General features: G+C 55.2%; 23 protein-coding genes and 1 riboswitch. Of the genes, 17 read left to right on the top strand and 6 right to left on the bottom strand.

Going from position 1 to position 22,892, the window contains the following annotated elements; genetic code table 11:
- Positions 1–30 precede the first annotated feature (30 nt).
- The gene (locus tag M6D89_RS07225) at positions 31–1,212 is read right to left on the bottom strand and encodes a pectate lyase (protein WP_253967346.1); all 1,182 of its coding nucleotides are present in this window, start codon (positions 1,210–1,212) and stop codon (positions 31–33) included.
- Positions 1,213–1,625: 413 nt separating this feature from the next.
- Here M6D89_RS07225 and M6D89_RS07220 point away from each other — a divergent pair, with 413 nt between their 5' ends.
- Positions 1,626–2,612: a sugar phosphate isomerase/epimerase family protein gene (locus M6D89_RS07220; protein WP_253967345.1), complete on the top strand. Its 987-nt coding sequence runs from the start codon at positions 1,626–1,628 to the stop codon at positions 2,610–2,612.
- Positions 2,613–2,682: 70 nt separating this feature from the next.
- Here M6D89_RS07220 and M6D89_RS07215 read toward each other — a convergent pair whose 3' ends face one another.
- From M6D89_RS07215 to M6D89_RS07200, 4 genes are all read right to left on the bottom strand, one after another.
- Positions 2,683–3,132 carry a hypothetical protein gene (locus M6D89_RS07215; protein WP_253967344.1) on the bottom strand — a complete coding sequence of 150 codons (450 nt, stop codon included), beginning with the start codon at positions 3,130–3,132 and terminating at the stop codon, positions 2,683–2,685.
- A 111-nt stretch (positions 3,133–3,243) separates the two neighbouring features.
- Complete coding sequence (locus M6D89_RS07210; RefSeq protein ID WP_253967343.1) at positions 3,244–5,568, bottom strand: PqiB family protein; 2,325 nt, start codon at positions 5,566–5,568, stop codon at positions 3,244–3,246.
- Positions 5,561–6,175, bottom strand: a complete 615-nt coding sequence (locus tag M6D89_RS07205) for a paraquat-inducible protein A (protein WP_253967712.1) — start codon at positions 6,173–6,175, stop codon at positions 5,561–5,563. Before M6D89_RS07205 ends, M6D89_RS07210 begins: the two co-directional genes overlap by 8 nt.
- Positions 6,162–6,797 carry a paraquat-inducible protein A gene (locus tag M6D89_RS07200; RefSeq protein WP_253967342.1) on the bottom strand — a complete coding sequence of 212 codons (636 nt, stop codon included), beginning with the start codon at positions 6,795–6,797 and terminating at the stop codon, positions 6,162–6,164. Before M6D89_RS07200 ends, M6D89_RS07205 begins: the two co-directional genes overlap by 14 nt.
- Before the next feature lie 179 nt (positions 6,798–6,976).
- Here M6D89_RS07200 and M6D89_RS07195 point away from each other — a divergent pair, with 179 nt between their 5' ends.
- A complete protein-coding gene (locus tag M6D89_RS07195) occupies positions 6,977–7,474 on the top strand; it encodes a hypothetical protein (RefSeq protein ID WP_253967341.1) in 498 nt (165 codons plus the stop codon).
- Between the two features lie 13 nt (positions 7,475–7,487).
- Here M6D89_RS07195 and M6D89_RS07190 read toward each other — a convergent pair whose 3' ends face one another.
- Entirely contained in the window at positions 7,488–8,585 is a 1,098-nt protein-coding gene (locus M6D89_RS07190; protein WP_253967340.1) for a Gfo/Idh/MocA family protein, read from the bottom strand.
- 214 nt (positions 8,586–8,799) lie between these two features.
- A riboswitch (cobalamin riboswitch) is annotated at positions 8,800–8,940 on the top strand.
- A 102-nt stretch (positions 8,941–9,042) separates the two neighbouring features.
- On the opposite strand from M6D89_RS07190, the gene M6D89_RS07185 reads away from it, so the two are divergent.
- The 15 genes from M6D89_RS07185 to M6D89_RS07115 all read left to right on the top strand — a co-directional run bounded on the left by M6D89_RS07185 (position 9,043) and on the right by M6D89_RS07115 (position 22,871).
- Complete coding sequence (locus tag M6D89_RS07185) at positions 9,043–10,884, top strand: TonB-dependent receptor plug domain-containing protein (protein ID WP_253967339.1); 1,842 nt, start codon at positions 9,043–9,045, stop codon at positions 10,882–10,884.
- A 173-nt stretch (positions 10,885–11,057) separates the two neighbouring features.
- Entirely contained in the window at positions 11,058–11,669 is a 612-nt protein-coding gene (gene cobO, locus M6D89_RS07180; RefSeq protein WP_253967338.1) for a cob(I)yrinic acid a,c-diamide adenosyltransferase, read from the top strand.
- Positions 11,670–13,136 (top strand): cobyric acid synthase, encoded by a 1,467-nt coding sequence (locus M6D89_RS07175; RefSeq protein WP_336297539.1) that lies wholly within the window; start codon positions 11,670–11,672, stop codon positions 13,134–13,136.
- The gene (locus M6D89_RS07170; RefSeq protein ID WP_253967337.1) at positions 13,133–14,164 is read left to right on the top strand and encodes a FecCD family ABC transporter permease; all 1,032 of its coding nucleotides are present in this window, start codon (positions 13,133–13,135) and stop codon (positions 14,162–14,164) included. Before M6D89_RS07175 ends, M6D89_RS07170 begins: the two co-directional genes overlap by 4 nt.
- The gene (locus M6D89_RS07165) at positions 14,161–14,937 is read left to right on the top strand and encodes a heme ABC transporter ATP-binding protein (protein WP_253967336.1); all 777 of its coding nucleotides are present in this window, start codon (positions 14,161–14,163) and stop codon (positions 14,935–14,937) included. Before M6D89_RS07170 ends, M6D89_RS07165 begins: the two co-directional genes overlap by 4 nt.
- A gap of 24 nt (positions 14,938–14,961) precedes the next feature.
- Positions 14,962–15,486, top strand: a complete 525-nt coding sequence (gene cobU, locus M6D89_RS07160) for a bifunctional adenosylcobinamide kinase/adenosylcobinamide-phosphate guanylyltransferase (protein WP_253967335.1) — start codon at positions 14,962–14,964, stop codon at positions 15,484–15,486.
- A gap of 7 nt (positions 15,487–15,493) precedes the next feature.
- Positions 15,494–16,537 (top strand): nicotinate-nucleotide--dimethylbenzimidazole phosphoribosyltransferase, encoded by a 1,044-nt coding sequence (cobT, locus tag M6D89_RS07155; RefSeq protein ID WP_253967334.1) that lies wholly within the window; start codon positions 15,494–15,496, stop codon positions 16,535–16,537.
- On the top strand, positions 16,527–17,120 hold the full coding sequence (locus M6D89_RS07150; RefSeq protein WP_253967333.1) for a histidine phosphatase family protein: 594 nt from the start codon (positions 16,527–16,529) through the stop codon (positions 17,118–17,120). The genes cobT and M6D89_RS07150 overlap by 11 nt, the downstream gene beginning before the upstream one ends.
- Positions 17,104–17,877, top strand: coding sequence for an adenosylcobinamide-GDP ribazoletransferase (gene cobS, locus M6D89_RS07145; RefSeq protein ID WP_253967332.1), 774 nt, complete (start codon positions 17,104–17,106; stop codon positions 17,875–17,877). Before M6D89_RS07150 ends, cobS begins: the two co-directional genes overlap by 17 nt.
- Positions 17,871–18,791, top strand: a complete 921-nt coding sequence (gene cbiB, locus M6D89_RS07140; protein ID WP_253967331.1) for an adenosylcobinamide-phosphate synthase CbiB — start codon at positions 17,871–17,873, stop codon at positions 18,789–18,791. Before cobS ends, cbiB begins: the two co-directional genes overlap by 7 nt.
- Positions 18,788–19,864 (top strand): threonine-phosphate decarboxylase, encoded by a 1,077-nt coding sequence (locus M6D89_RS07135; RefSeq protein WP_253967330.1) that lies wholly within the window; start codon positions 18,788–18,790, stop codon positions 19,862–19,864. The genes cbiB and M6D89_RS07135 overlap by 4 nt, the downstream gene beginning before the upstream one ends.
- Positions 19,849–20,721 (top strand): cobalamin-binding protein, encoded by an 873-nt coding sequence (locus tag M6D89_RS07130; protein ID WP_253967329.1) that lies wholly within the window; start codon positions 19,849–19,851, stop codon positions 20,719–20,721. Before M6D89_RS07135 ends, M6D89_RS07130 begins: the two co-directional genes overlap by 16 nt.
- A 197-nt stretch (positions 20,722–20,918) precedes the next feature.
- Positions 20,919–21,302 (top strand): GntR family transcriptional regulator, encoded by a 384-nt coding sequence (locus M6D89_RS07125; RefSeq protein ID WP_253967328.1) that lies wholly within the window; start codon positions 20,919–20,921, stop codon positions 21,300–21,302.
- Between the two features lie 10 nt (positions 21,303–21,312).
- Positions 21,313–22,197 carry an ABC transporter ATP-binding protein gene (locus M6D89_RS07120; protein WP_253967327.1) on the top strand — a complete coding sequence of 295 codons (885 nt, stop codon included), beginning with the start codon at positions 21,313–21,315 and terminating at the stop codon, positions 22,195–22,197.
- A complete protein-coding gene (locus M6D89_RS07115; RefSeq protein ID WP_253967326.1) occupies positions 22,194–22,871 on the top strand; it encodes an ABC transporter permease subunit in 678 nt (225 codons plus the stop codon). Before M6D89_RS07120 ends, M6D89_RS07115 begins: the two co-directional genes overlap by 4 nt.
- Positions 22,872–22,892 lie beyond the last annotated feature (21 nt).

The following is a 22,892-nucleotide window of genomic DNA, read 5'->3' as shown; positions in this document are numbered from 1 at the left end:
AGCCCCGGCGAAAAGCCGGGGCAAAAGTGCTTACAGAGGGTTCACATCAGAGGTGGACACATCGCAGCTAGCACTGTTCCAGTACTCGCCGTACTTACTGGAGGAGCTGCCTTTTTCCACGCCTTGGTATTCTTCGCACACCTTGGGGTCGCCCGATGAATAATTGCGAATGCGAAGATTGCGGATTGTGGCGCGGTCTCCGTAGTTGCGGTTTACACCCACAATGGAGCCTATTTCCGAGTCGATATTAACGTCGTACACGTAAACGTTGCGCGGTCCGCCGTTGTTGGTGCAGTTGCCGCACGAGCGCCACAGTTTGCCGTGTTCGCCGAAAGTGGTAAAGCCGCCGGAAATAAAGGTGGTGCTGTTTTTAGAGTTGTGTTGGAAGATCTTGTCTGGGCTACCGCCATAACCGCCGCTGGAGTTGTAGGCCGAACCGCCCACGATGGTCATGGTGCCGTTCTCGGCCTTGTTAGTGGCCGCGTCTTCGCAGACATCTTCCCACACCACGTCGGTCAGGGTGCAGTGGCCCGCTTCACAGTGAATACCATCGGCCCCGCCATTGGCTGCCAGACGTACATTGCGCACGGACGAGTTGTGCAGGTTTAACACCGGGTCCTGGCTTTCGCTATCGCCGTTACAGCTCAGACCGATGGTTTTACCGCCGCAATCCACAAAGCGATGGGTAAGGGTGGCGCCGGCGTAGCACTCGCTGCTGTCGCCTACGCGCTGGAAGGTCCACAGCTGGCCGTCGCCGCCCCAGTAGCTAAACAGGCGGATATCGGCACCGGCGTACATATTCATTTCCCATACATCCAAGGATTTGCCGCTGAATTTAGAGGTAATAGAAAAATAGCCGCCGCCTTGGTCATCGATAAACCAGCGCTGATTGTCGCCGCCCAGGTAGTCCCACTGGCGCAGCTCGGCACCGTCATCGGCATTCCATTCCCAGACATCCAAAGATTTACCACTGTGTACGGCACGAATGGAGTAGCTGCCGTCGCTCAGGGTTTGGATATCAAACTGCTGATTGGCGCCACCCATGGCGAACCACTGCATCACATTGGCGCCATTGTCGTTGCTGAAACTATCCACATCCAGGGCATTGCCGTTTAGCTTGGAAATAATCACATAGCGGCCCGAGGGCGGACCCGCTAGTGCCGTTATGCTCAGGCTGAGCAGCGTCATTAGGGTGAAAATTGTCTTTATCATGGAAGAACCTCATTGTTTATCCGTTATAGGTATAGGCTGAGAACCCTCAGCGGCCCAATCTTAGAGAGGTTCCGACTATAATTGTATGATTAAACTATATTAATATTTAATGAGGGGGCAGCGTTAATATTGCGTTTAGATTGGTTTGTTTTTTGTTCAGTTGCGAAAGGTCAGGCAGGGCGGGCGCTGGGGGTGAGTTGTGTACCAAGCCTGGTTTGTAAACTGCGGCAACTTTTATTCACAAAATTTGATACTGATCACAGCCCCCGCAAAGGGCCAGATGACGGGCTTTTGCCAGGGTTTACGATCTTTGTGGTCGGCTCGGTCGATTGTCTTGAATTATGGGGGCTGTCCAACTGCGGTAAACAATACTATTCTTGCGCTCTTTACTAACGACAATAATCGGAGTGGTTATGACAGCACTTAATACTTTAAAACGATTTGCCATGCCCTGGTTGGCGGCAGTGGCCTTTAGTTTTAGCGGCGCGGCCCTGGCGGCAGGAGATCACGATCATCACCACAAGCATGCCGAAGAGCGTATTTTTGAAGGCGTTTCGGTGCAGCTTTGGTCGGTTAAAGACGACGTGAGTGACGATGTAAAAGGCACCCTAAAGCAGCTCGCCGACTGGGGTTTTGATGGCGTCGAGCTGGCGGGTAACCTGGGCGAGTTCGGCGATGACGCCCAAGCCTTTAAGGCCTATTTGGACTCGCTGGGGTTAGAGGTTTCCGGCGCCCATGTGGGGTTTGATCAGTTAACCGATGAGAAATTCGATGCGACGGTTCAGTTTTACAAAACCTTGGGGGTTAACTGGTTAATTGTACCGGCTGATGGTCGCGCCTGGAACGACGACGGCATTGAAGATATTGTGGCCGACTTAAATGCCATGGCCGAGCGCCTGGCCCCTCATGGCATGCAAATTGGCTATCACAACCACCAGGACGAGTTTAATACTTATAAAGACTCGACTTATTGGGAGTATATGGCCGATAACACCGCCGACAATGTGATTATGCAGCTGGACATCAGCTGGGCTTACTTTGCCGGTATGGACCCTGCCAAGCTGATTCGTCAATACGAAAGCCGGGTGCGTACTGCACACATTAAAGCCCAGGTGACTCACTATAAAGACGCCATGCCCGCCATCGAAAAAGCCAACCCAGAGGGGTGGGGTGAGAAGATGGGGCTGGTATTTGCCGAGCTGAATAAAGTCACCGCCGCCGATAACGGTGTAACGTCTATTGTGGGACAGGATTTGGTTGATTGGAGTGCGGTAATTGAAGCTTTTAAAGACACCTCTAAATCGACTTGGCTGGTAGTCGAGCAAGAAGTTTATCCAGAGGGAATGACCCCTATGGAGGCCGTCAAGGCCTCTAAAGACGGACTGATGGACGTGCTGTAATTAGCCCCGTGTGGCGCAGTAAGGCGTAAGCCGCTGCGCCGTAAGTATTATGTAAAAGCTCGCTATAGGCTTATAGCGAGCTTTTTTCGTTAAGGGTGTCTGGGTTTTGTGTTTTGTGAGTCGACAGAAATGATCGCCAGAGAAAATAGAGTGTGCTGACAAAGGTGCCAAAAAAGGCGCTGACAATTAGCGCCATGGGCAATGGGCCAGGCGAGGTGGTGACAATTTTTTGCGCGCCTTGAGAGGTAAGGGGACTGCCTGCGTCTTTACTATCCAAACCTGCTAAATCGCTAATAAAGCCATCTACGACTTCGCCGTTTAAGCCCAGCATGGTCATAATAAATAGCGTAAACGAGCAGTAGAGCAGGGTAAGCATCACCGCCATCGCTAAATTTAAATGCTTAGCCGCCAGGTAGGACACAGCCAGTAAACCAAAAGATACGCTGGCCCAAAACTGCAGTAGCTGCCACGTCCTGTTAATGTATTCGCTGGCCAAATACACCAATTCGTATTCACTCATTTCGATATCCTTATTGTTATTGCTAGCATGTTCCGTAACCCGTAACCCGTAACCCGTAACCCGTAACCCGTAACCCGTAACCCGTAACCCGTAACCCGTAACCCGTAAAATTTACGGCGCTGCCCGTAAGGGAATATCCGGTTGCCACTGCCGCCACTCGTCTTGCGGGGCGTCGTTTAGGGTAAAGACTTCGCCGTCACTGGCGCGCTCACCCGGTTGGTTGGGGGTAGCCAGGGCAATACCGCCGGCTAGCAGTGACTGAACCGAACCTGTACGCAAATTAGCGCCCGAAAACCAGCCAAAGTCAAAGGCGATGCCGGTGGCATTCCAAAATACGGTGTTGCGGCGTACCAGCGGAGCATAGTTCGGGTAAATGTGCAGGTAGATATTCACGTGCTGGGCGTTGCCTGCCAGCTCAAAGCCGGTTACTTCGCCCACCGGTATTTCGCGATAAAACACCGAGCGTCCCTCTTTAATGGAGGCCAGCGAGGGTGCCTGCAGGGTTAAGCTCAGGCCATTCTCGCTCAGATAATCGTCCGGGGGCGTTTCCTGACCGGTAAAGTTATAGGCCATGGTTTCGCCGTGGCCAGGTTCAATAGCAATGTATTGCCCAAACACCAGGGTCCCGAGGTTGTTGATGCCTTTAAGACTAATGTCTGGTTTGACTCGCCAAAACTCGGTGCCATCGACCACTAGTGACTGCGCCTCGGGTAATAATCTTATAAACGCGGTGACGCCGGGTTCGGGGTGATTAAGGCGGATATCTTCTACCTCGCCAATGGCGACCCCTAAATAGCGTAGTTCGGCCCCGGCGCTTAAGCCATCGCTATCGACGAACGAGACTTGTACCACAGGTCCCTTGTCCTGCGCCTGCTCAAGGGAGGGGTGTAGGGCGAAACGGCTTTGATCATCGGCCGGTGGTGCGTTCTGGGCGTTGGCGGGTAGGTAAAGCCCGATACCCCCGCGCAGAATGCTGGAAAGCGATTCGGTATTAATATTGACGCCGCTTAAATCGGCACTGATGTCGATGCCGCTATTTTGGTAGAAGCGTGCGTCGCGGGTGATTAAAGGCGCAAACTTGGGGGCGATATGCACATCCATTATCACCTTGCTCTGGTCTTCATTAAGCCGATAATCCACCACCTTGCCAATACTGACATTGCGGTAATAGATTTCGCTGGAGCGGGTGATGCCCTCCAGTGCCTCGGACGTGAGCTCGACATACAAGCCCGCTTTGTCTTTGCGAGGTGCCGGAGGCTCTTGCAGGGCAACAAACTCGCGTACCTGAGTGTCGCTGTCGGCGGAAAATTCCATGTCGATATGCGAGCCCGTTAGCAATGTCGATAACCCCGAAATTCGCGACAAGGAAATGGTGGGGGTGGCCAGCCAAAACTGCGTGGTGTCGTTTAGTAAAACATCGGCCATAGGGTTGATGCTGGCGGTGGCGTTAATGGCCGAGAAGTCGTCTTTCATATCCAGGGTTTTAAGCTTACCCACGGTTAAGCCTTTGTATTTAATTTCCGTGTGGTTGGCTTTTAAGCTCTCGGCGGTATTAAACTCAATATCAATCTCAATACCGGTGTCGGCTTCGGCGTAGCTGGGGAAAATCTTAAAAACCTGATTATCCAGTACGGGTTCGCCAGGGGCACTGCCCTCGGGTTCGGCAAAGGATAAACCGCCCAAAATAATGGAGGCGAGTGAATCGGTATCCACATTAATGCTGTTTAAATCGCCCGAAATTGACACCCCGCTGGTGTTCCAAAAGCGCGAGTTGGTGTTCAGCAAGTGGGTGTATTCGGCGTCGATATGCGCCTTAAAAATAACGCTGGCGTTGTCGTCGCTCAGGGCATAATCGACAATTTCGCCCACTTTAAGCTTGCGATAGTGAATGGGCGAGCCCGCATGCAGTGAACCCAGGTTGGGAGCGGACAGGCGAATTTCCAGATCGCCCTGGTTCAGCTCGGGCGGCGGCGGTTCCTTAAGCGCTTTAAACACATAACGGGTGTTTGGGTTCTGGCCGGGGCGCACGGCGATATAGTTACCCGATACCAAGGTATCCAGCCCTTGCACGCCACCCAGAGATAGCTCGGGCTTTACCAGCCAGAACTGGGTGTCTTCACGCAGCGCGGTTTCGGCCTGTTTGTTAATGGTGATTTGGGCCGCAACACTCTGTAAATCGGGCTGTACATTCAGCTCGCGCACTGTGCCAATTTGGATACCTTTGTAGCGCACCTCTGTTTGTCCAGCTTCCAGGCCCTGCCCGGTGGGAAAGGTAATGACCACACTGACGCCAGCTTCGGTAAAGTGTTTATACGTCAGCCAGGCGCCCAGTAATACCGCACAAAGTGGCAGCAGCCACACCGCCGAAATGCCGCGTTTACTGTCCACGCTATCGGCGGGTAACGCCTTGCTAAAAGATGAATCGTCGTTACTCATTGTGTGGTTTTTCCTGTAAATCCCAAATAAGACGCGGGTCAAAACTTTTGGCGGCCAATAGGGTTAATACCACCACCGCGGCAAAGGCCGAGGCGCCCGGGTTGGCTTCAATGCTGGCCACTTTACCGAAGCTGACCAGAGTTGCCAAAATAGCAATAACAAAAAGATCCAGCATTGACCAGCGCCCGATAAAATCAATAAAGCGGTACATACGGGTGGCTTGCGCCGCGTTAATGGCCCGGCCTTTTTGCACGGTATAGAGCAAGTAAATAATACCAATCAGCTTAAAGACGGGTACGGCAATACTGGCCAAAAACACCACAATGGCAATGGGCAGCATATCGTTTTTTGCCAAATCAATAACCCCGGCCATAATGGTGCTGGGAATCACATTGTCTAATTTTGCCACGGTCATAATGGGCAATAAGTTGGCGGGGATAAAAGCCACTAGCGCCGTCAGGGTAAAGGCCCAGGCGCGCGAAAGAGCGTAGGGGTCGCGCAAATGCAGCTGGGTGTAACAGCGCGGACAAACGCTGGGTTCCTGGCTTACCTGCGCCAGCTTGCCGCAGGTGTGACAGCGGCTTAATCGCTGCTCAATGGCCTGCATCACGCTGCTCCGTTAAGTCCCAAAAGCGGTCGGTGTTAAATTGGCGAGTCGTCAGTGCCAGCACGGCTAATAGCCCCAAAAAACAGGCAAAGCCCCGGGTGAGTGAGAAGTCTCCCATGTCCATTAATTTAATCATCGATACCGCGACGGCCAATAGATAGACATCCAGCATGACCCAGGGAAGTATATGGTGGTATAGCTTAAGCCCCTTTCGCACCCAGCGAGTGGGTAAGTGCAGCTGCCAGCCAAGACTGGTTAGCATAACCAGTATCAGCAATGCTACGGGGGCGATACAGGTACACAGTAAAATCAGCGCGCCTACCCAGTAAAACCCCATGTCCATTAATACCTTGGCGCCTCCCAAAAGCGTGTAAGTATTGGGGTTACCCACCAAAGAGAAATTCATTTGCGGGTACACAAAAGCCGGAATAGCAAGAATCAGCCCGCTTAGGGACAGGGCGATGGCGCTGGTGGGGTTAAAGGCCCGGGCCGATGCCTGGACGGCCCCACAGCGCGGACAGCGCGGTCGGCGGTGGGAGGCATGCACCGTCAACAGTAAGTCGCACTCTTCGCACGCGGTGGTTAGGGTTGAGGCGTCGCGTTGGGCGCTTGCGGGGTTCATTCGGTAGGGGGTTCCTTTCCTGCAACAGAAAAAGCGGTTAAGTAGGGAGAGATAATCGGAGGCTCTCAGGTAAAAACTACGTGTTTCGGCCACAAAAGACAAGTAACTAGTTCAGCCGGGGTTCAGGCGCCAAGGGTAACCTGCTTGGTATTGCCAATAAGCCTCCGAGAGGTGTCGACATGAAAATACAGATGGGTTTGCTGTTTGCTCTTGCTTTATTGGGCGGCTGTAAGGAAGGGGAGCATCACAGTCCACCTCCGCCACCACCCCAGGCTCTGATTGATTACGCGCTCATTGATAGCTATGGGGTCGACAGTGATTACGACCCCGGTGTGCCTCTGGTCATTGATCCCTATGTGGAGGCTGGGGTGTTCGAAGTATTTTGGGAAGTGCGTTATGCCGAGCCCTACCGATTCTACCTGAGTATGGGCGAGACCCCTTACATTGACGATAGTCTAAGGGTGTACGAGCGCCGCTGCGGACCGGGTCGGGCCTGTAACCTAGACGGTTACGCCCTTTGTCAGTACCGCACTGACTTTACCTTGGCCTGCGAAAACGGGCCCTGGGTGGATATGCTGCCGATCATTTATAAAGTGCCCCAGGACGTTTACTTATTCGCCGAAATTTGCGGCCCCGATGGCTGTCATTCGCGCCGCCTACCGGTGCAAATGTACTAGCAGGGCGCATCTTTTACAGCACGATGCGCTCGCCCTTTTTATCGGACTCTATGGCGGCGCGTACAATCGCAATATCGCGCATACCTTCTTCGCCCGGTACTTTAACGGCGGTGCCATTCAAGATCGCCTGGGCGTCGTTATCCATCTGCGCCGCCTGCTGGTTGGCAATAAACTTATCCAGCTTTTTGCCATCGCTGGTCTCGCCTTGTACGCCATTGTAGGACTGCATGGGCGCCAGTCGGTACCAGCCGTCGGCGCAGTTAACCCGCAAGCGGTTACCGGACTCGACCACCGAGGTGCGACAGTTGGCGATAATTCCCTCGGGGAATTCCAGAGTCAGGCGGGTGGTGTTGTCCACTTCCTCGAACTTGGGGTGACTAAAGTCCCGTGTGGCCGTCACAGCTACAGGTTCCAGACCCGCCGCGTAGCGGGCGCCGTTTATGGCGTATACACCCATATCGTAGAGTGCGCCGCCGCCCATATCCGCTTGCATGCGCCAGTTGTCCGCCGGTAAACCGTTACCCGCGTAGGCGGCAACGGCATCGATGGTTTGCAAGGCACCGTAGGGGCGACTTTGGGCGTACTGCATAATGGTCTGAGTGTTGGGCTCGTGTTGCATCCGATAGCCCACCGACAATTTCACTTTGTTTTTGCGACAGGCATCGATAATGGTTTGGCACTCCTGCACGCTCATGGCCATGGGCTTTTCGCACCATACGTGCTTGCCCGCATTGGCGGCGATGACCGAGTACTTCATATGCAGGCCGGTGGGCACCACAATATAAATCACATCGATATCCGGGTTATTGGCCAGCCGATGCATATTGCCGTAGTGGTACACATTGGCATCTTTAATGCCGTATTTCTCCTGCCATACGGGGATTTTTTCGGGGCTACCGGTGACAATACCGCGCAGCTCGCAGTGTTCGGTTAGCTGCAGTGCCGGGGCCAATAAGTCGCGACTGTAGTAGCCAAGCCCCACCAGGGCAACGCCCAATTTGCGTTTGGGGGTGGCGGCCCAAACCTGCCTGCCGGCCCCCGTGCTCAGCAGCGCGGCGCCGACACTGGCGCGTTTAATCAGCTGGCGGCGCGATAAATCGAACTCGGTCATGGCAAATCCCTCTCGGTGTGTTCACTATTTGCTCATTGCAGCAAGCGGAGCGGGGCAGTGCAATGGGCTTTACACTTTTTGAGAGGAGAACGGGATAGGGTGCACGGGTAACGTCCGCTTTTTCGTTTTCCGTTTTCCGTTTCCCATAAACCGATCCATTCGCCGCAAATTGACAAAACCCCCGTCACGCCTTACATTGCGCGCCACGATAGCAGGTGCCTGCTGCGTTTAGGGTCACTGACTCTAGGCGCTGAGTAGGTTAAACGGGAAGTCCGGACAATCCGGCGCTGCCCCCGCAACGGTGATCAAGCCTGAGGCTTGTCAGCCCGATACCGGCCTGTATCGCAACGCGATGGAGCGGAGGGCTACCATCAGCAAGTATCACGCGCCTTAGGTGGCGTGTGCCGCATGCTATTCCTCCCCTCGATCCCACTTTACGTTTGTTAGGGATTGAACTGTGAAAAAGACCATTCTAGCCGCAGCGATTGTTGCTGCCGCGCCCGCTGTGGCGCAAACCGAAAACACGCAAAAAGACCTGTTACCCAGCCTGGAAACCATTGTGGTGGTCAGCTCGCGCCAGCCCGAAGCCATGCGCCAGGTGGCCACCTCGGTATCGGTGCTTGATGACACTCAAATCAAGGCGCGAGGCTTTACGGCCCTGGCCGACGTGCTGCGCACCATGCCATCGGTCTCGGTGACCAACACCGGCGGTATGGGCAAGCCCACCTCGATTCGCGTACGCGGCGAATCCGGCTACCGCACCATGGTGCGAGTAGATGGGGTGGATGTCACAGACCCCACGGGCACCCAGGCCAGTGCTCAGTTACAGCATATTATGAGCGCCGATGTGGGCAAGGTTGAACTGCTGCGCGGTCCCCAGGGCTTGATGTACGGCGCCGATGCCGGCGGTGTGTTGAATATCGACACCCTAACCTCAGCGGATGAGACTCAGGTTACGTTGTCCGCCGAGGGTGGCAGCTTCGACAGCCAACGCTATAACGCCAGTGTCGGTGGTGGCAGCGAGGTGGTGGATTATTTTGTCGGTGCGTCTTACGCAGAGACAGAAGGTTTTAACTCCGTTATTGAAGATGAAAAGGCCCCCCCTGAACTGCTGCAAAACCAAGATGACGATGGTTATGAAAACACTACCTTGCACGGTCGTGTAGGGTGGAATGTCACCGACGCTTTACGCCTTGAAGCGGTCGCGCGTGACACCGAGGCTACCAACGAATTCGATCACTGCAGCTGGCCCTATGTGAATGACTGTGTGGGTGATTTTGAGCAGACTAACACCCGTGTCAGCGCCCGTTACCAAACCGAGCGTTTTAGCAACGAGCTGGCTTACTCCAACACCGATGTCGCCCGTCAAAATCTCGCTGCGGGGGCTATCTCTTATGACACCGAAGGCGAGCTGGAAAAGCTGGAGTGGTTAGGCAGCGCTAAACTCAGCGAAGCGCACACCATCGCCTATGGCCTGGAGCAGCGCGAAGATACGGTGCTGGAAATGAGCCGTGACCAATGGGGCGCCTACGCCGAGTATCAGGGTCACTATGGCGAGGGTTTGTATGTCACCGCCGGTATGCGCCATGACGACAGCGATGACTTTGGCGATTACGACACCTACCGCGTGAGCGGCGCCTATGTTCTCGATGTGGCATCCGGTTCGGTCAAGTTTAAATCCAGCTACGGCACTGGGTTTCGCGCCCCCAGCCTGTTTGAAATTGACTACAATCGCCAGCAAGATAATCCCGACCTGGCACCGCTTACCCCCGAAGAGAGCGAAGGCTGGGACGCTGGGGTAGAGTATTACGCACACTCGGGCCTGCACTTGGAGCTGGTGTATTTCGACCAGAGCATTGAGCGTGAAATTGACTGGGATGGCGGCTATGTACAAAGCGCGGGCGAGAGCACATCCGAAGGTGTTGAGGTGATTGCCGATTTCCCCGTCGCCGACTGGCTGGTGGTCAACGCCAACTACACCTACACCGATGCCAAAACCGCTGAGGATGCCGTGCGCGCCCGCCAACCCGAAAATATGGCGAACCTGGGTTTCACCTTTATACCGGTCAGCGCCTTGCAGGCATCTGTTAACCTACGCACCGCCGAGGGCACTGTTGACCGCGTCGGTGAACCGATAGGCAGCTATCAGGTACTTGATGCCAGCATTCGCTATGCATTGAGCCCGGCACTGACGTTTTATGTGCGTGGTGAAAACTTAACCGATGAAGACTATGTTGAGGTGCCGAACTACCGCACCGCCGGCGCCTCGGGTTATGCGGGTGTGGAAGTGACCTTCTAATCCTTAAGGTTTGCTGCCACAAGCTTTGGCGGTTTGGAGTGGTGGCGTTTGCAACCGTCGCCCGAGGGATTCGGGCGCCGAGCTCCCATGGATGGGTTCACAGCGTGTTGCAAACGCTGCCGCTCCGAACCGATGGCACAATCTAGAATACGCAACATACAGGACTGCACACCATGAGCGACGAGCAGAGCAAAAACGAACGTCATAAAAAGGCGATGGAAAAACAAAAAGCCAAAGTGGATGCGCGCATTGAAGCGGCGGATACCGAACGCGGTGTGGCGATACTGCTAACCGGTAACGGCAAAGGAAAGTCCAGCTCGGCCTTTGGTATGGTGATGCGTGCCCTGGGCTACGACCATAAAGTGGGCGTGGTCCAGTTTATTAAGGGTGAGCAGTTATCCGGCGAAGAGCTGTACGTAAAAAAACACTGCCCGCAGGTTGAACTTTACCAAATGGGTACCGGTTTTACCTGGAACACCCAGGATCGCTCGGGCGATATTCGCGAGGCGGAAAACACCTGGGCGGTCGCGAGGCGAATGCTCGCCGACGACAGCCTGGATTTAGTGGTGCTGGACGAGCTGACTTATATGATCGCCTATAAGTATTTAGATGAAGAGAAAGTCTTGCAGGCGATTGCCGATCGCCCCCGCGAGCAAAGCGTGGTGGTCACCGGTCGCGGTGGCGGCAGCGCCTTACAAGACTTGGTGGATACCGTCTCCGAGGTCAAAGATATCAAACACGCGTTTAAGTCGGGCATTAAAGCGCGCAAAGGTGTGGATTACTAAGTGACCTGTTTAATGGTGCAGGGAACCACTTCCGATGCCGGTAAAAGCACACTGGTAGCGGGCCTGGCACGCCTGTTAAAGCGCCGGGGGGTTAAGGTCGCACCATTTAAACCGCAAAACATGGCCCTAAACAGTGCGGTTACGGAAAACGGTGGTGAGATAGGCCGCGCCCAGGCCCTGCAAGCTCAGGCGGCTGGGCTACAACCACACACGGATATGAATCCGGTACTGCTAAAGCCCTCATCGGATACCGGCGCCCAGGTGATCATTCACGGTAAGGCCTTAGGTAATATGCAGGCGCTGGATTATCACGCTTACAAAGCCACCGCCAAGCAGGCGGTAATGGATTCTTTTAACCGGCTGCAAAGTCAATACGACTGTGTGTTGGTGGAAGGCGCCGGAAGCCCCGCCGAGATTAATCTACGCGAAAACGATATTGCCAATATGGGTTTTGCCCAGGCGGCGGACTGCCCCGTTATTTTAATTGCCGATATCGACAAGGGCGGGGTGTTTGCTCATTTGGTAGGAACTCTTGCGCTCTTGTCGCCTGAAGAGCAAGCGCGGGTGAAAGGTTTTGTCATCAATCGTTTTCGCGGCGATATCGCGCTGTTGCAATCCGGTCTCGACTGGTTGGAGGAATACACCGGTAAACCCGTGCTGGGGGTGCTGCCTTATTTAAAAGATTTTTATCTGGACGCTGAAGACGCCATTAGCACCGCGCAGCAACTCGACAAAAAACAGTTAACGGTCGTGGTGCCGGTACTGCCGCGCATCAGTAACCACACTGACTTTGATGCTCTGCGACTGCACCCGCAGGTAGACTTGCGTTATGTCGCTGTCGCCGATGAGCTGCCCCCCTGCGATCTTATAATCCTGCCCGGCAGCAAAAACGTGCGCGCCGATCTGAAGGCACTGCAGGACAGCGGTTGGCAAGATAAGCTCAATCGGCATTTACGTTACGGCGGCAAGCTGTTGGGCATTTGCGGCGGCCTGCAGATGCTGGGTAAAAGTATTAGCGACCCATATGGCATTGAGGACAGCCCTGGTGACATTCCGGCCTTTGGCTATTTGGATTACACCACACAGCTTACCGACTCCAAAACCCTTACTAATATTGCCGGTAGCGTGCGTTTAAACAACGCCACTGCACCTTTTAGCGGCTACGAGATTCACTGCGGTATCAGCCGTGGGCCAGCGCTCGATAACGCCGCTGTTTTTATTCAGCATGTCGATAACCATTGTGCCGACGGTGCACTGAGTACCGACAACCAAATTCTCACCACTTATTGTCACGGCCTGTTCGATCAGCCCGAGGCTTTGGGGTTAGTCTTGCGCTGGGCCGGGCTGGCGCAAGCCCAAGGGTTTGATTTACACACCTATCGCGACCGTCAGATAGACCGGCTGGCCGATACCCTGGAAGCGCATTTGGATTCTGCCTGGCTTAAACAGTGGGAGGCACATTCGTGAGCCCCGCCGCCCGCCGCCAACAGCGCGTAACCTTGGCCTCTTGGGCCCTGACCGTTTTATTACTGGCGAGCTTTTTAGCGGCCTTGGGAATGGGGGCGGTGGCGATTGCCCCGGCCGATATTATTCAGGCGCTATTGGGGCAGTCAGTGCCCGGTTACAGCGGCGACATTATCACCCGTATTCGTTTGCCTCGCGCCTGTTTGGCCGCCGGGGTAGGGGCTACGCTGGCGGTGTGCGGCGCCTATTTGCAGGGCTTGTTTCGCAACCCCTTGGCCGACCCATCACTGATTGGTGTTACCGCCGGGGCCTCTGTAGGGGCCAGTTTGGCCATATTACTTGGTGGCGGCACTCTGGGAGTGCTGGGCGGTTTATCCTTGGTGGCGGTGGGGGCGTTTATCGGTGGTTTGTTGTGTGTTTGGCTGGTGTACCGGGTGGCCACTGGCGTTAACGGCACCTCGGTTGCAACCATGTTGTTAATGGGTATTGCCGTGACTGCTCTGGCCGCCAGTTTGACAGGTTTAATGGACTACTTTGCCGATAACGAAATGCTGCGCCGCATGAGCTTGTGGCGTATGGGTGGGCTGGATGGCGCAAGCGGCAGTCGCGCTGCGTTAATGCTGGGGGTATTAGCGGTTTTGCTGCTTAGTATGACTCGCTGCGCGCGCCAGTTAAATACGTTGCTGTTGGGCGAGTCCCAGGCGCGGCACCTGGGGGTTAACGTAGAGCGGCTTAAAACTCAGTTGATTATCCTGGTGGCATTGGGCGTGGGCGTGTCGGTCGCCATGGCAGGCAGCATTGCCTTTGTGGGGTTGGTGGTGCCGCATATGGTGCGCTTGTGGGCCGGGCCTGACCATCGCGCCTTAGTACCCTTATCGGCCCTGGGCGGCGCCAGCTTACTCTTACTTGCCGATACCTTGGCGCGGGTGGTGTTATCGCCCACCGAATTACCCGTGGGTTTGGTGACCGCTTTAGTGGGCGCACCGTTTTTTATTGTCTTGTTACGGCAGCATCGGGAGCTGGTGCGATGAGTTTACTAGCGGTGAATAAACTGCAGGTTACTGTCGCCGATAAAACCCTGCTGCGCGATATTAATTTATCGCTTAACGCCGGAAGTATTACCGCGGTTATTGGCCCCAATGGCGCGGGTAAAACCACCTTACTCAAAGCCATTAGCGGCGATATCCCCTGCCGGGGAGATATTAAGTTTGCAGGCCAACCCATATATCACTGGGAGGCCGCCGCCCGAGCGCGAAAACTGGCGATATTAAGTCAGCATAACTCGCTGGAGTTTGCGTTTACCGGAACCGAGGTGGTGTCTTTGGCGCGCGGGCCCCACAGCACTGGCACGCGCATCGATTCGCAAATTTGCATTGATGCCATGAGCGCCATGGATGTTTTACATTTGGCGGGACGCTTGTACACCACCTTGTCCGGTGGTGAGCAGCAGCGCCTGCAGTTGGCGCGGGTACTGGCGCAAATCTGGCGCGCTGAGGATGCTGGTGAACGGTTGCTGCTACTGGACGAACCGGTAACCAGCTTGGATATGGGGCATCAGCATCAGTTAATGCGTGCGGTGCGCGACTTTGCCGCTACCGGCGTTGCGGTGCTGATGACGGTACACGATATGACGCTGGCGGCGGCCTATTGCGACCATTTGTTGGTGCTAAAGCAAGGTGAATGTGTCGCCAGTGGCAGTGCGCAAAGCGTATTAACCGAATCGCTGTTGGCCGAGGTGTTTGCCACCGAGGTAACGGTAATCACTCACCCGAAAACCGGCAAGCCTGTAGTGATTGGGCAATAAGCGATGGGACAATAGGTGACTGGTATGCAGCTTATTTTAGGGGGCGCACGCAGCGGCAAAAGCCGCATCGCTCAACAAAAAGCCGAAGCCTGGCGCGAACAAACCGGTGGTCAGCTTTTGTACTTGGCTACCGGCGAGGCGGGCGACGCTGAAATGCGCGCGCGCATTCAGGCGCACCGGCAAGAGCGTGGCGCGGCTTGGAAAACTCTGGAAGAGCCGATTCGTTTAGCTCAAACCTTGACTGAGAATGCCGCTTCCGACACCTGTATTTTGGTTGATTGTTTAACTCTGTGGATAAGTAATTGTCTGCATCACGGATTGTGGGAACGCGAGCGCGGGGCGTTTTTAGAGTGTGTTGACGCGGTTCAGCGCCAGGCAATATCGCCCCCGTGGATTTTTGTCAGTAACGAGGTAGGCTCGGGCGTGGTGCCTTTGGGCGAGCTGTCGCGCGAGTTTGTCGACGCCAGCGGTTGGCTACATCAGGCGCTGGCCGCACGTATGGACTCGGTCACCCTGGTGGTTGCCGGTCTACCACTGTCTTTAAAGTAACGATGTTATGAATGATTCTCTTAAATGGCTCGACGAGCCTATCGCCGCGCCGGATGAAAAAACCATGCAAGCGGCCACACTGCGCCAGAGCCAGCTGACCAAACCGCCTGGCTCGCTGGGTCGGCTTGAAGATATTGCGATTCGCTTTGCGGGTTTCCAGCGGGATTTGAACCCCACGCTTACGAAAATAGTGGTGCGGGTTTTTGCTGCCGACCATGGTATTGCCGCTCGGGGCGTTTCGGCTTTTCCCCAATCTGTCACCGCGCAAATGGTAGAAAATTTTACCCGTGGTGGCGCCGCGGTATGCGTGTTATCGCGCACCCTAAACGCCGACTTCCTGGCGGTGAACATGGGTTGCTTGCACGATGTAAGCCCTCATGCAGCGTTAGTACACAGCCCTATCGCTACTAGCACGGCTGACTTTTCCACCCAGCACGCCATGACCCAAGCGCAAATGCACCGTGCCTTAAAGCTGGGGGCAGACCAAACGCATGCGGCCGATTTATTTATCGGCGGTGAAATGGGGATCGGTAACACCACCTCGGCAGCGGCGATTTTAGCGGCCTTGTTCAAACTTAACCCGACCACTATAACCGGGCGGGGTACCGGGGTGGACGATGCCACACTCGCGCATAAAACCGAGCTCATCGAAAAAGCTCTGGTGCTGCATAAAGAACAACTCACTGACCCGCTGGCGATCCTTCAGTGTTTGGGCGGCTTTGAAATTGCTGCGCTTGTGGGGGCATTTATCGCCAGTGCGCAAATGCAAACGCCGATTTTGGTGGACGGCTTTATCGCCACTGCTGCTGCGGCACTCGCCCTGGCGATTAACCCCGGGGTTAAACCCTGGTTGCTCTATGCCCATCAATCCGATGAGCAGGGCCACCAGCTGGCGTTGCAAGAGCTCGGAGCCAAGCCTTTGCTAAATTTAAATATGCGCCTGGGCGAGGGTAGCGGCGCGGTGCTGGCGGCCAATATTATTCGTGAGGCGCTGGCACTGCATAGCAAAATGGCCACCTTTGCCGAAGCCGGAGTTTCCGGTGCGCATTGATGTGTTGCGCCACGGCGAGTGCGAGGGTGGGCGTATTTTTCGCGGCCATACCGATGTGGCGTTAACCGCTAATGGTTGGCGACAGATGGAATTTGGAGTAGGGCAGTTAAAAGATGATTGGGCTCGTATTATTTCCTCGCCTTTGCAGCGCTGCCGAACCTTTGCCGAACACCTAAGCCAATCTTATGGATTACCCTTAGACATCGCGCCGGGGCTCAAGGAAATTGGCTATGGCGAGTGGGAAGGGCAGTGTGTTGCCAGCGTCTGGCGCGAGCAAGAGGCCGCCTGTATGGCCTGGAGCCGCGACCCCGAGTACCATGGGCCCCCTGGGGGCGAAGCCTTTGCTGCATTTCGCCAGCGCGTACTGGATACCTTGAAAGCGCTTGCCGAAAATGGTCAACCGGTTTTGCTGGTCACCCACGGTGGAGTGATTAAATTATTGCTTTCGCGGGCTCACAATCAACCGCCTGCGTGGATGATGCAATTGAATGTGAGTTATGGTTTCGCTGCTTCGTTGCGGTATAACGAGGGGCTATCATCCGTCGATTACCCGGACGCTTCCAAGTATGTTTACTCAGGCTAAACAGGCTTTTTTATTTGCACTGATGTTCCTCACCCGTCTGCCAGTGGGGCGGTGGGTAATGAAACCCGAGGCGGATACCGCCACCCGGGCGGTTTATTTTTATCCGCTGGTGGGTTTGGTTATCGGTGTGATTTTGGCCGCGGCGGCCATTGTAATGTCGGGGCTGGGTGTTTTGCTGGCGTCGGCCTTGTTGCTCTGCCTTTGGGTGGTGATCACCGGCGCACTGCATTTAGACGGCCTGGCCGACTGCATGGACGCCTACTACGCCGGGCACAAGCACACCCACCCGGAGGAGCGTCGCAAGCGCATTTTAAGCGTTATGCACGATCCGTCCTGCGGCGCTGTGGCGTTGGTATCTTTGGTGTTACTGTTGTTGGTAAAGTTTGCTGCTCTGGCGAGTTTGAATGCCGGTTGGCAGGCAGCTCTCGCTTTGCTGGTAGCACCGCTGTTAGCGCGTACCGCTATCTTGCCGTTTGTCGCTCTGTCGGAATACGCCCGCTATGGAGGCAAGGTGCCTGATACCTTAAGCACCAACAGTCAAAGGTTGTGGCTAATTAGTTTGTTAGTGACTGCACTGATGCTGTTAGTGTTGGGTTGGGTTAACACCGCTGTTTTGGTTGCCTGTGTGTTTGCCTTGCTTTTGTATTGGCGGCGCTTGTGGCACAACCAGATTGGCGGATACACAGGCGATTGTCTGGGGGCCTTGGTTGAGCTGAGTGAGGCTCTGGTGCTGATTGTATTGGTGGCCCTGTGGTAACGGCGCTAGCCCTGTGGCTGGGTTTTGTTTTAGACCTGCGCTTTGCCGAACCCAAACGCTGGCATCCGTTGGTAGGATTTGGGGCTTGCGCGTCTGCGCTGGAACGCTGGTTAAACCGTAGGCGCTCGTTAACTTTGCGCGGTCTTATCGCCGTCACTATTTTGCTGTTGCCCATTACCTTGGCTGCAGCGGCTTTATGGTGGTGGCTGCTTTTACAGTTTCCCTGGCTCGCGGTAGCCGTCGGTGGGGTGGGGGTTTATTTTGCGCTGGGCGCGCAAAGTTTAGCCCAGCATATTGCCCCGGTTATTGCCGCGTTAAATAGTAATGACCTGCCTCGGGCAAGAGCGGCGCTGCAAAAAATAGTCAGTCGTAACTGCGATCAGTTAACCGCACCAGAGATAGCTCGCGCCGCTTTGGAGTCGCTGTTAGAAAACACCTCCGATGCGATTATTGCCCCGTTGTTTTGGTTTGCGCTGGCCGGTTTGCCGGGCGTATTGCTGCACCGTTTTGCCAACACCTTGGATGCTATGTGGGGTTATCGCACCCACCGGTTCGCGGCTTTTGGCTGGGCGGCAGCGCGCCTGGATGACGGTTTAAATTACATTCCTGCCCGTTTATGCGCTCTGGCATTTGCCGCCTGCGGCGACGGTGCTAACGCGGTTAACACCTGGCGTAAATACGCCCGAGCTTGGGACAGCCCCAATGCGGGCCCGGTCATCACCGCCGGTGCGGGGGCATTAGGGGTGAGTGTGGGCGGTGGCGGTTATTACCATGGCCGCTGGCAACAAAAACCGACTTTGCCCGGCGCCGAGCCCAATGCGCGGGACTTAGAGCGCGCACTGGGGCTGGCTAAACGCGCGAGTATTTTGAGCCTGGTGGTATTGAGTGTGCTGTCGGCGGGGGTGTGGCGGTGAATCAAATTCCAGGGCACGGTGGCGATTTGCGCCGTGCCTGCGAGCGTTACGGTATTCCCCTGTCGCAGTGGCAAGATTTATCCACTGGCATAAGCCCCTGGGGGTTTCCCGTCGGGGCGGTACCGGAAACCGTTTGGCGCGATTTACCGGTGGATACGTCGGCGCTGCAGCATGCCGCCGCGGACTATTACGGTGTATCTGCCGATGCCGTGGTCCCTGCACCCGGTAGCCAGGCGGCCATATCAATTGTGCCCGGGCTTTTGCCCCCAGCGGTGGTGGCCTTGCCCGCCTGCGGTTACACGGAACATGAAATCCACTGGCAAAACGCGGGGCATACGCCGCTCTATTACCACACTCCAGCGCAGTTGTTGCAGCTGGCCAAGCAGGGTGCGGTGACCCACGCGGTGATTATTAACCCCAATAATCCCACCGCTGAATTTTACAGCGCGGCCGGTTTGCGGCAGCTGCACAATCAATTAACCGGCTATTTGCTTGTCGATGAAGCCTTTATGGATTTTGATCCGGCCGAGAGCATGGCAACCAGTGTGGCCGATTGCGAACGTTTGTGTGTGTTGCGATCGCTGGGTAAGTTTTTTGGCTTGGCGGGACTGCGGTTGGGTTTTTTGTTGAGCCGGGGCGAGGTGGCGGAACGTTTTCGCGCCCGACTAGACCCCTGGGCGGTCAGTCATCCGGCCCTGTGGGTGGGTGAGCAGGCGCTGCAAAACCGCCAGTGGCAGGCGCGGCAGGTTCGCCGTATTGCCCTGATGCAAAGCCGCCTTATGCAGCTGTTGACCGATTTTATTGACCGCCTGGATTTAGAAGTCGCGCTGTCTCCGGCGGGTTTGTTTGTCTCGCTATCTGGCCCTGCGGCATCGTTAGAGCATTTGCACGGGGCACTTGCCAGGCGGGCTATTTTTACCCGCTGGGGCTACCGTGATTGTAACGCCCCGCGCGATGCAACCGATCAGCCTTATCGGGTGTACCTTCGTGTGGGGTTACCCCCCGACGGCGGTGTGCGTTTAAAAGCAGCGCTTAATCAGATTGAACAGGAGTGGACATGTATCACCTTATAATTTTCGGCTTGAGCCTGTTGCTTGCCACCAGTGCCTGGGCTGCGGAAATAACTCTGACCGACGCCCGAGGCAAAACCGTTACTTTGGCGCAGCCCGCGCAGCGCATTGTCGCCCTGGCGCCGCATATCGTCGAGAACGTATACAGCGCAGGGGCAGGGGACAAACTGGTGGCGGCGGTCAGCTACAGCGATTATCCACCCGAGGCTCAGCAACTGCCCCAAGTGGGCAGCTATAAAAGCGTTAACTATGAAGCTGTCTTGGCGCTTAAGCCAGATTTAGTGTTGGGTTGGGCCTCGGGCAACGGCCCCGAGGTGGCCCGGCAACTGGAGCGCTTGGGCCTGACCGTGTATGTGGATGAGCTGCGCACCATGGAAGACATAGCTTCCGAGGTGCGCGCCCTGGGACGGCTGGCCGGTACGGAATCGATCGCCGACAAAGCCGCCGACCAATGGCTGGCGCGCCTGGACTCACTAAAGCAGCAATACCAACAGGCGCCGCCGGTCAGTGTGTTGTATCAGGTGTGGAATGATCCGCTGCAAACCCTAAACGGCGAGCATTTGGTCAGTAGCGTTATCCGCCTGTGTGGCGGTCGCAACGCCTTTGCCGATGCCGTGTCCCTGGCGCCCAAAATTAATATTGAATCGGTTCTGGCCCGCGACCCGGATGCCATAGTCGCCAGTGGCATGGGAGACGAACGCCCCGATTGGCTGGATGACTGGAAAGCCTACCCGACGCTGACCGCGGTTAAAGAAAATCACCTCTACTTTGTGCCGCCGGATATTATTCAACGGCACACCATGCGTATTCTGGATGGCGCCGAGAATATGTGTCGGCAATTAGATCGAGCGCGCGACTGATTTTATCCCTCGCCTGAAAGCCGCTGCGCTTCTACTTTTGTCTCAGCGGCTTTGCAAACAGCCCCCTAACACCAAGGCTCCTCTCCCTTTTAATCTCATCTTCTGGCTCTTTTCGACCTGAGCTGCCTAAAACCTCTTGCGCATTTGTTTGGTGTGTATATACTGTGTATACACGATATGCACAGTAGGGGCGCTTAGTGGTTGAAGGGTTGTTTTTATCCCAGGCCGACAGTCGGCCAATGTATCTGCAGATTATGGAGCAGATTAAATTAAAAGTGGTGGCCGGAGACTGGCCGCCGGGGTTTGCCTTGCCGTCTATTCGCGAGCTGGCGGCCGCCACGAAGGTGAGTGTAATTACCGTAAAGCGCGCCTACCGCGAACTCGAAAGCGAAGGGGTCGTGGTGACCCGCCAGGGGCGCGGCTCGTTTGTGGCCGAATCGGCCGGTCAGGCCGAGCTGCGCGATACTGAGCTCAATCGTTATTTGGTGCAGTTACTGGACGCCGCCGACCGCTTGGGGTTGTCGGCCGATGAATTAATGCTTTGCCTTGAAGCCGCCCTTGAAGAGCGCGGCAAACAGTGAGGAACACACAATGACGGATGTGATTCAAATGCGCGGGGTCGCAAAGAGCTACCAGAACTTTCAGCTCGACCATATAGACCTGACCTTGCCTGCCGGCGAGATTATGGGGCTGGTGGGGGTAAACGGCGCGGGCAAATCCACCACTTTGCGTATTCTTATGGGCTTAATCGCCCCCGACAGCGGCAGCGTGAATGTGCTGGGGCATTCACTGCCCGAGCAGCAGGTAGAAGCTAAGCGCGACGTGGGATTCGCCTCGGAAGATATGCGGCTGTACAAGCATAAAAACCTGGCCTGGCATATGAATTTTGTGCAGTCGTTTTTTCCCAGCTGGGACAATCGTTACGCGCAACACCTGGCGCAAAAGTTCGGCTTGCCACTGGATCAGAACCTAAAAGGTTTCTCTCACGGGCAGCGGGTTAAGGCGGCCTTGCTGTTGCTACTGGCACGACGGCCGGGCCTGTTGATACTGGATGAGCCCACCACGGGGCTGGACCCGGTCGCGCGCAGCGAAGTATTAGAAGAGCTGGCCGAGGTGTTAGAAAACGAAAACCGCAGTGTGTTGTTTTCCTCCCACAACACCCACGATGTTGAGCAGCTGTCTGACTCCATCACTTTTTTGCACGATGGTCGGGTATTGGCCTCGGAAGATATAGAAAGCTTTTTAGAAAAATGGCGCTGCGTGCGCTGTAAGGGCGATATTGATCCCCAGGCGCTGCAAAGCAGTAACTTGGCCGAGTTTCGCCGCAGCGGTTCGCTCATTAACTTAAAGCTGGATAACTACAACGACAGCACTGCCGCCTGGTTACAGTCCAAAGGGCTTGAGGTGGTTGAAGTCTTACGTATGACATTGGAAGAGATTTTTATTGCCAATGTAAAAAGAGGGCGCGCGCAATGAATGCCGATTTTAATACCGTCAAACGTCTCGTGTTAAAAGACTGGGATTTACATCAAAAGCCTATCGCTGGCTATTGTGGTCTGGGAATCTTGGGCCTGGCCATTCTCGGCTACCCCCATGCCTGGGCGTTTTATATGGGGTGTGTGACTCTGCTAACGGTAATGATCGCCGCCGGATTTCACGCCATCAGCACCACTATTATTGGCGAGAAAAAAGAACAAACAACGCCGTTTATTATGAGCTTGCCTGTACGCCCCAGCGAGTATGTGCTGGCCAAGGTCATCGCAAACTGTGTGATCTTTTTAGTGCCCTGGTGCGTGGTGGTGACGGGGGTGGTTTTTCTGACACTCACCACGCCCATCCCCAATGGCATTTTGCAGTTTTTAGTATTGATGTGTGTGTTGCTAATAATGAATTATGCCATTGTACTCACCGTTACTGTGGTATCCGAGTCGGAAGGGTTGAGCATTTTCTTTATGGTCCTGGTTAACTTGTTGTTGAACCCTTTTATTATGCTCACCCTGCGCAACCCCGAGTTCTACGAGCATATGGAGTCCGACGTGGTTTACTGGAGCCCGACGGCCTTGGTGACGATTGCCTCTATGCTGGCGATTGCCTTTGTGGTGGTTGGGTTGGGGCTGTGGCGACAAACCAAGCGCGAAACGTTTATTTAATCTACCCCAGCAGGCGAGAGT

Origin of the sequence: Gilvimarinus xylanilyticus (assembly GCF_024195295.1) — a bacterium.
Classification (GTDB): domain Bacteria; phylum Pseudomonadota; class Gammaproteobacteria; order Pseudomonadales; family Cellvibrionaceae; genus Gilvimarinus; species Gilvimarinus xylanilyticus.
The sequence above is the reverse complement of the archived record's forward strand: the minus strand, read 5'-3'. Positions and strand labels throughout refer to the sequence as shown.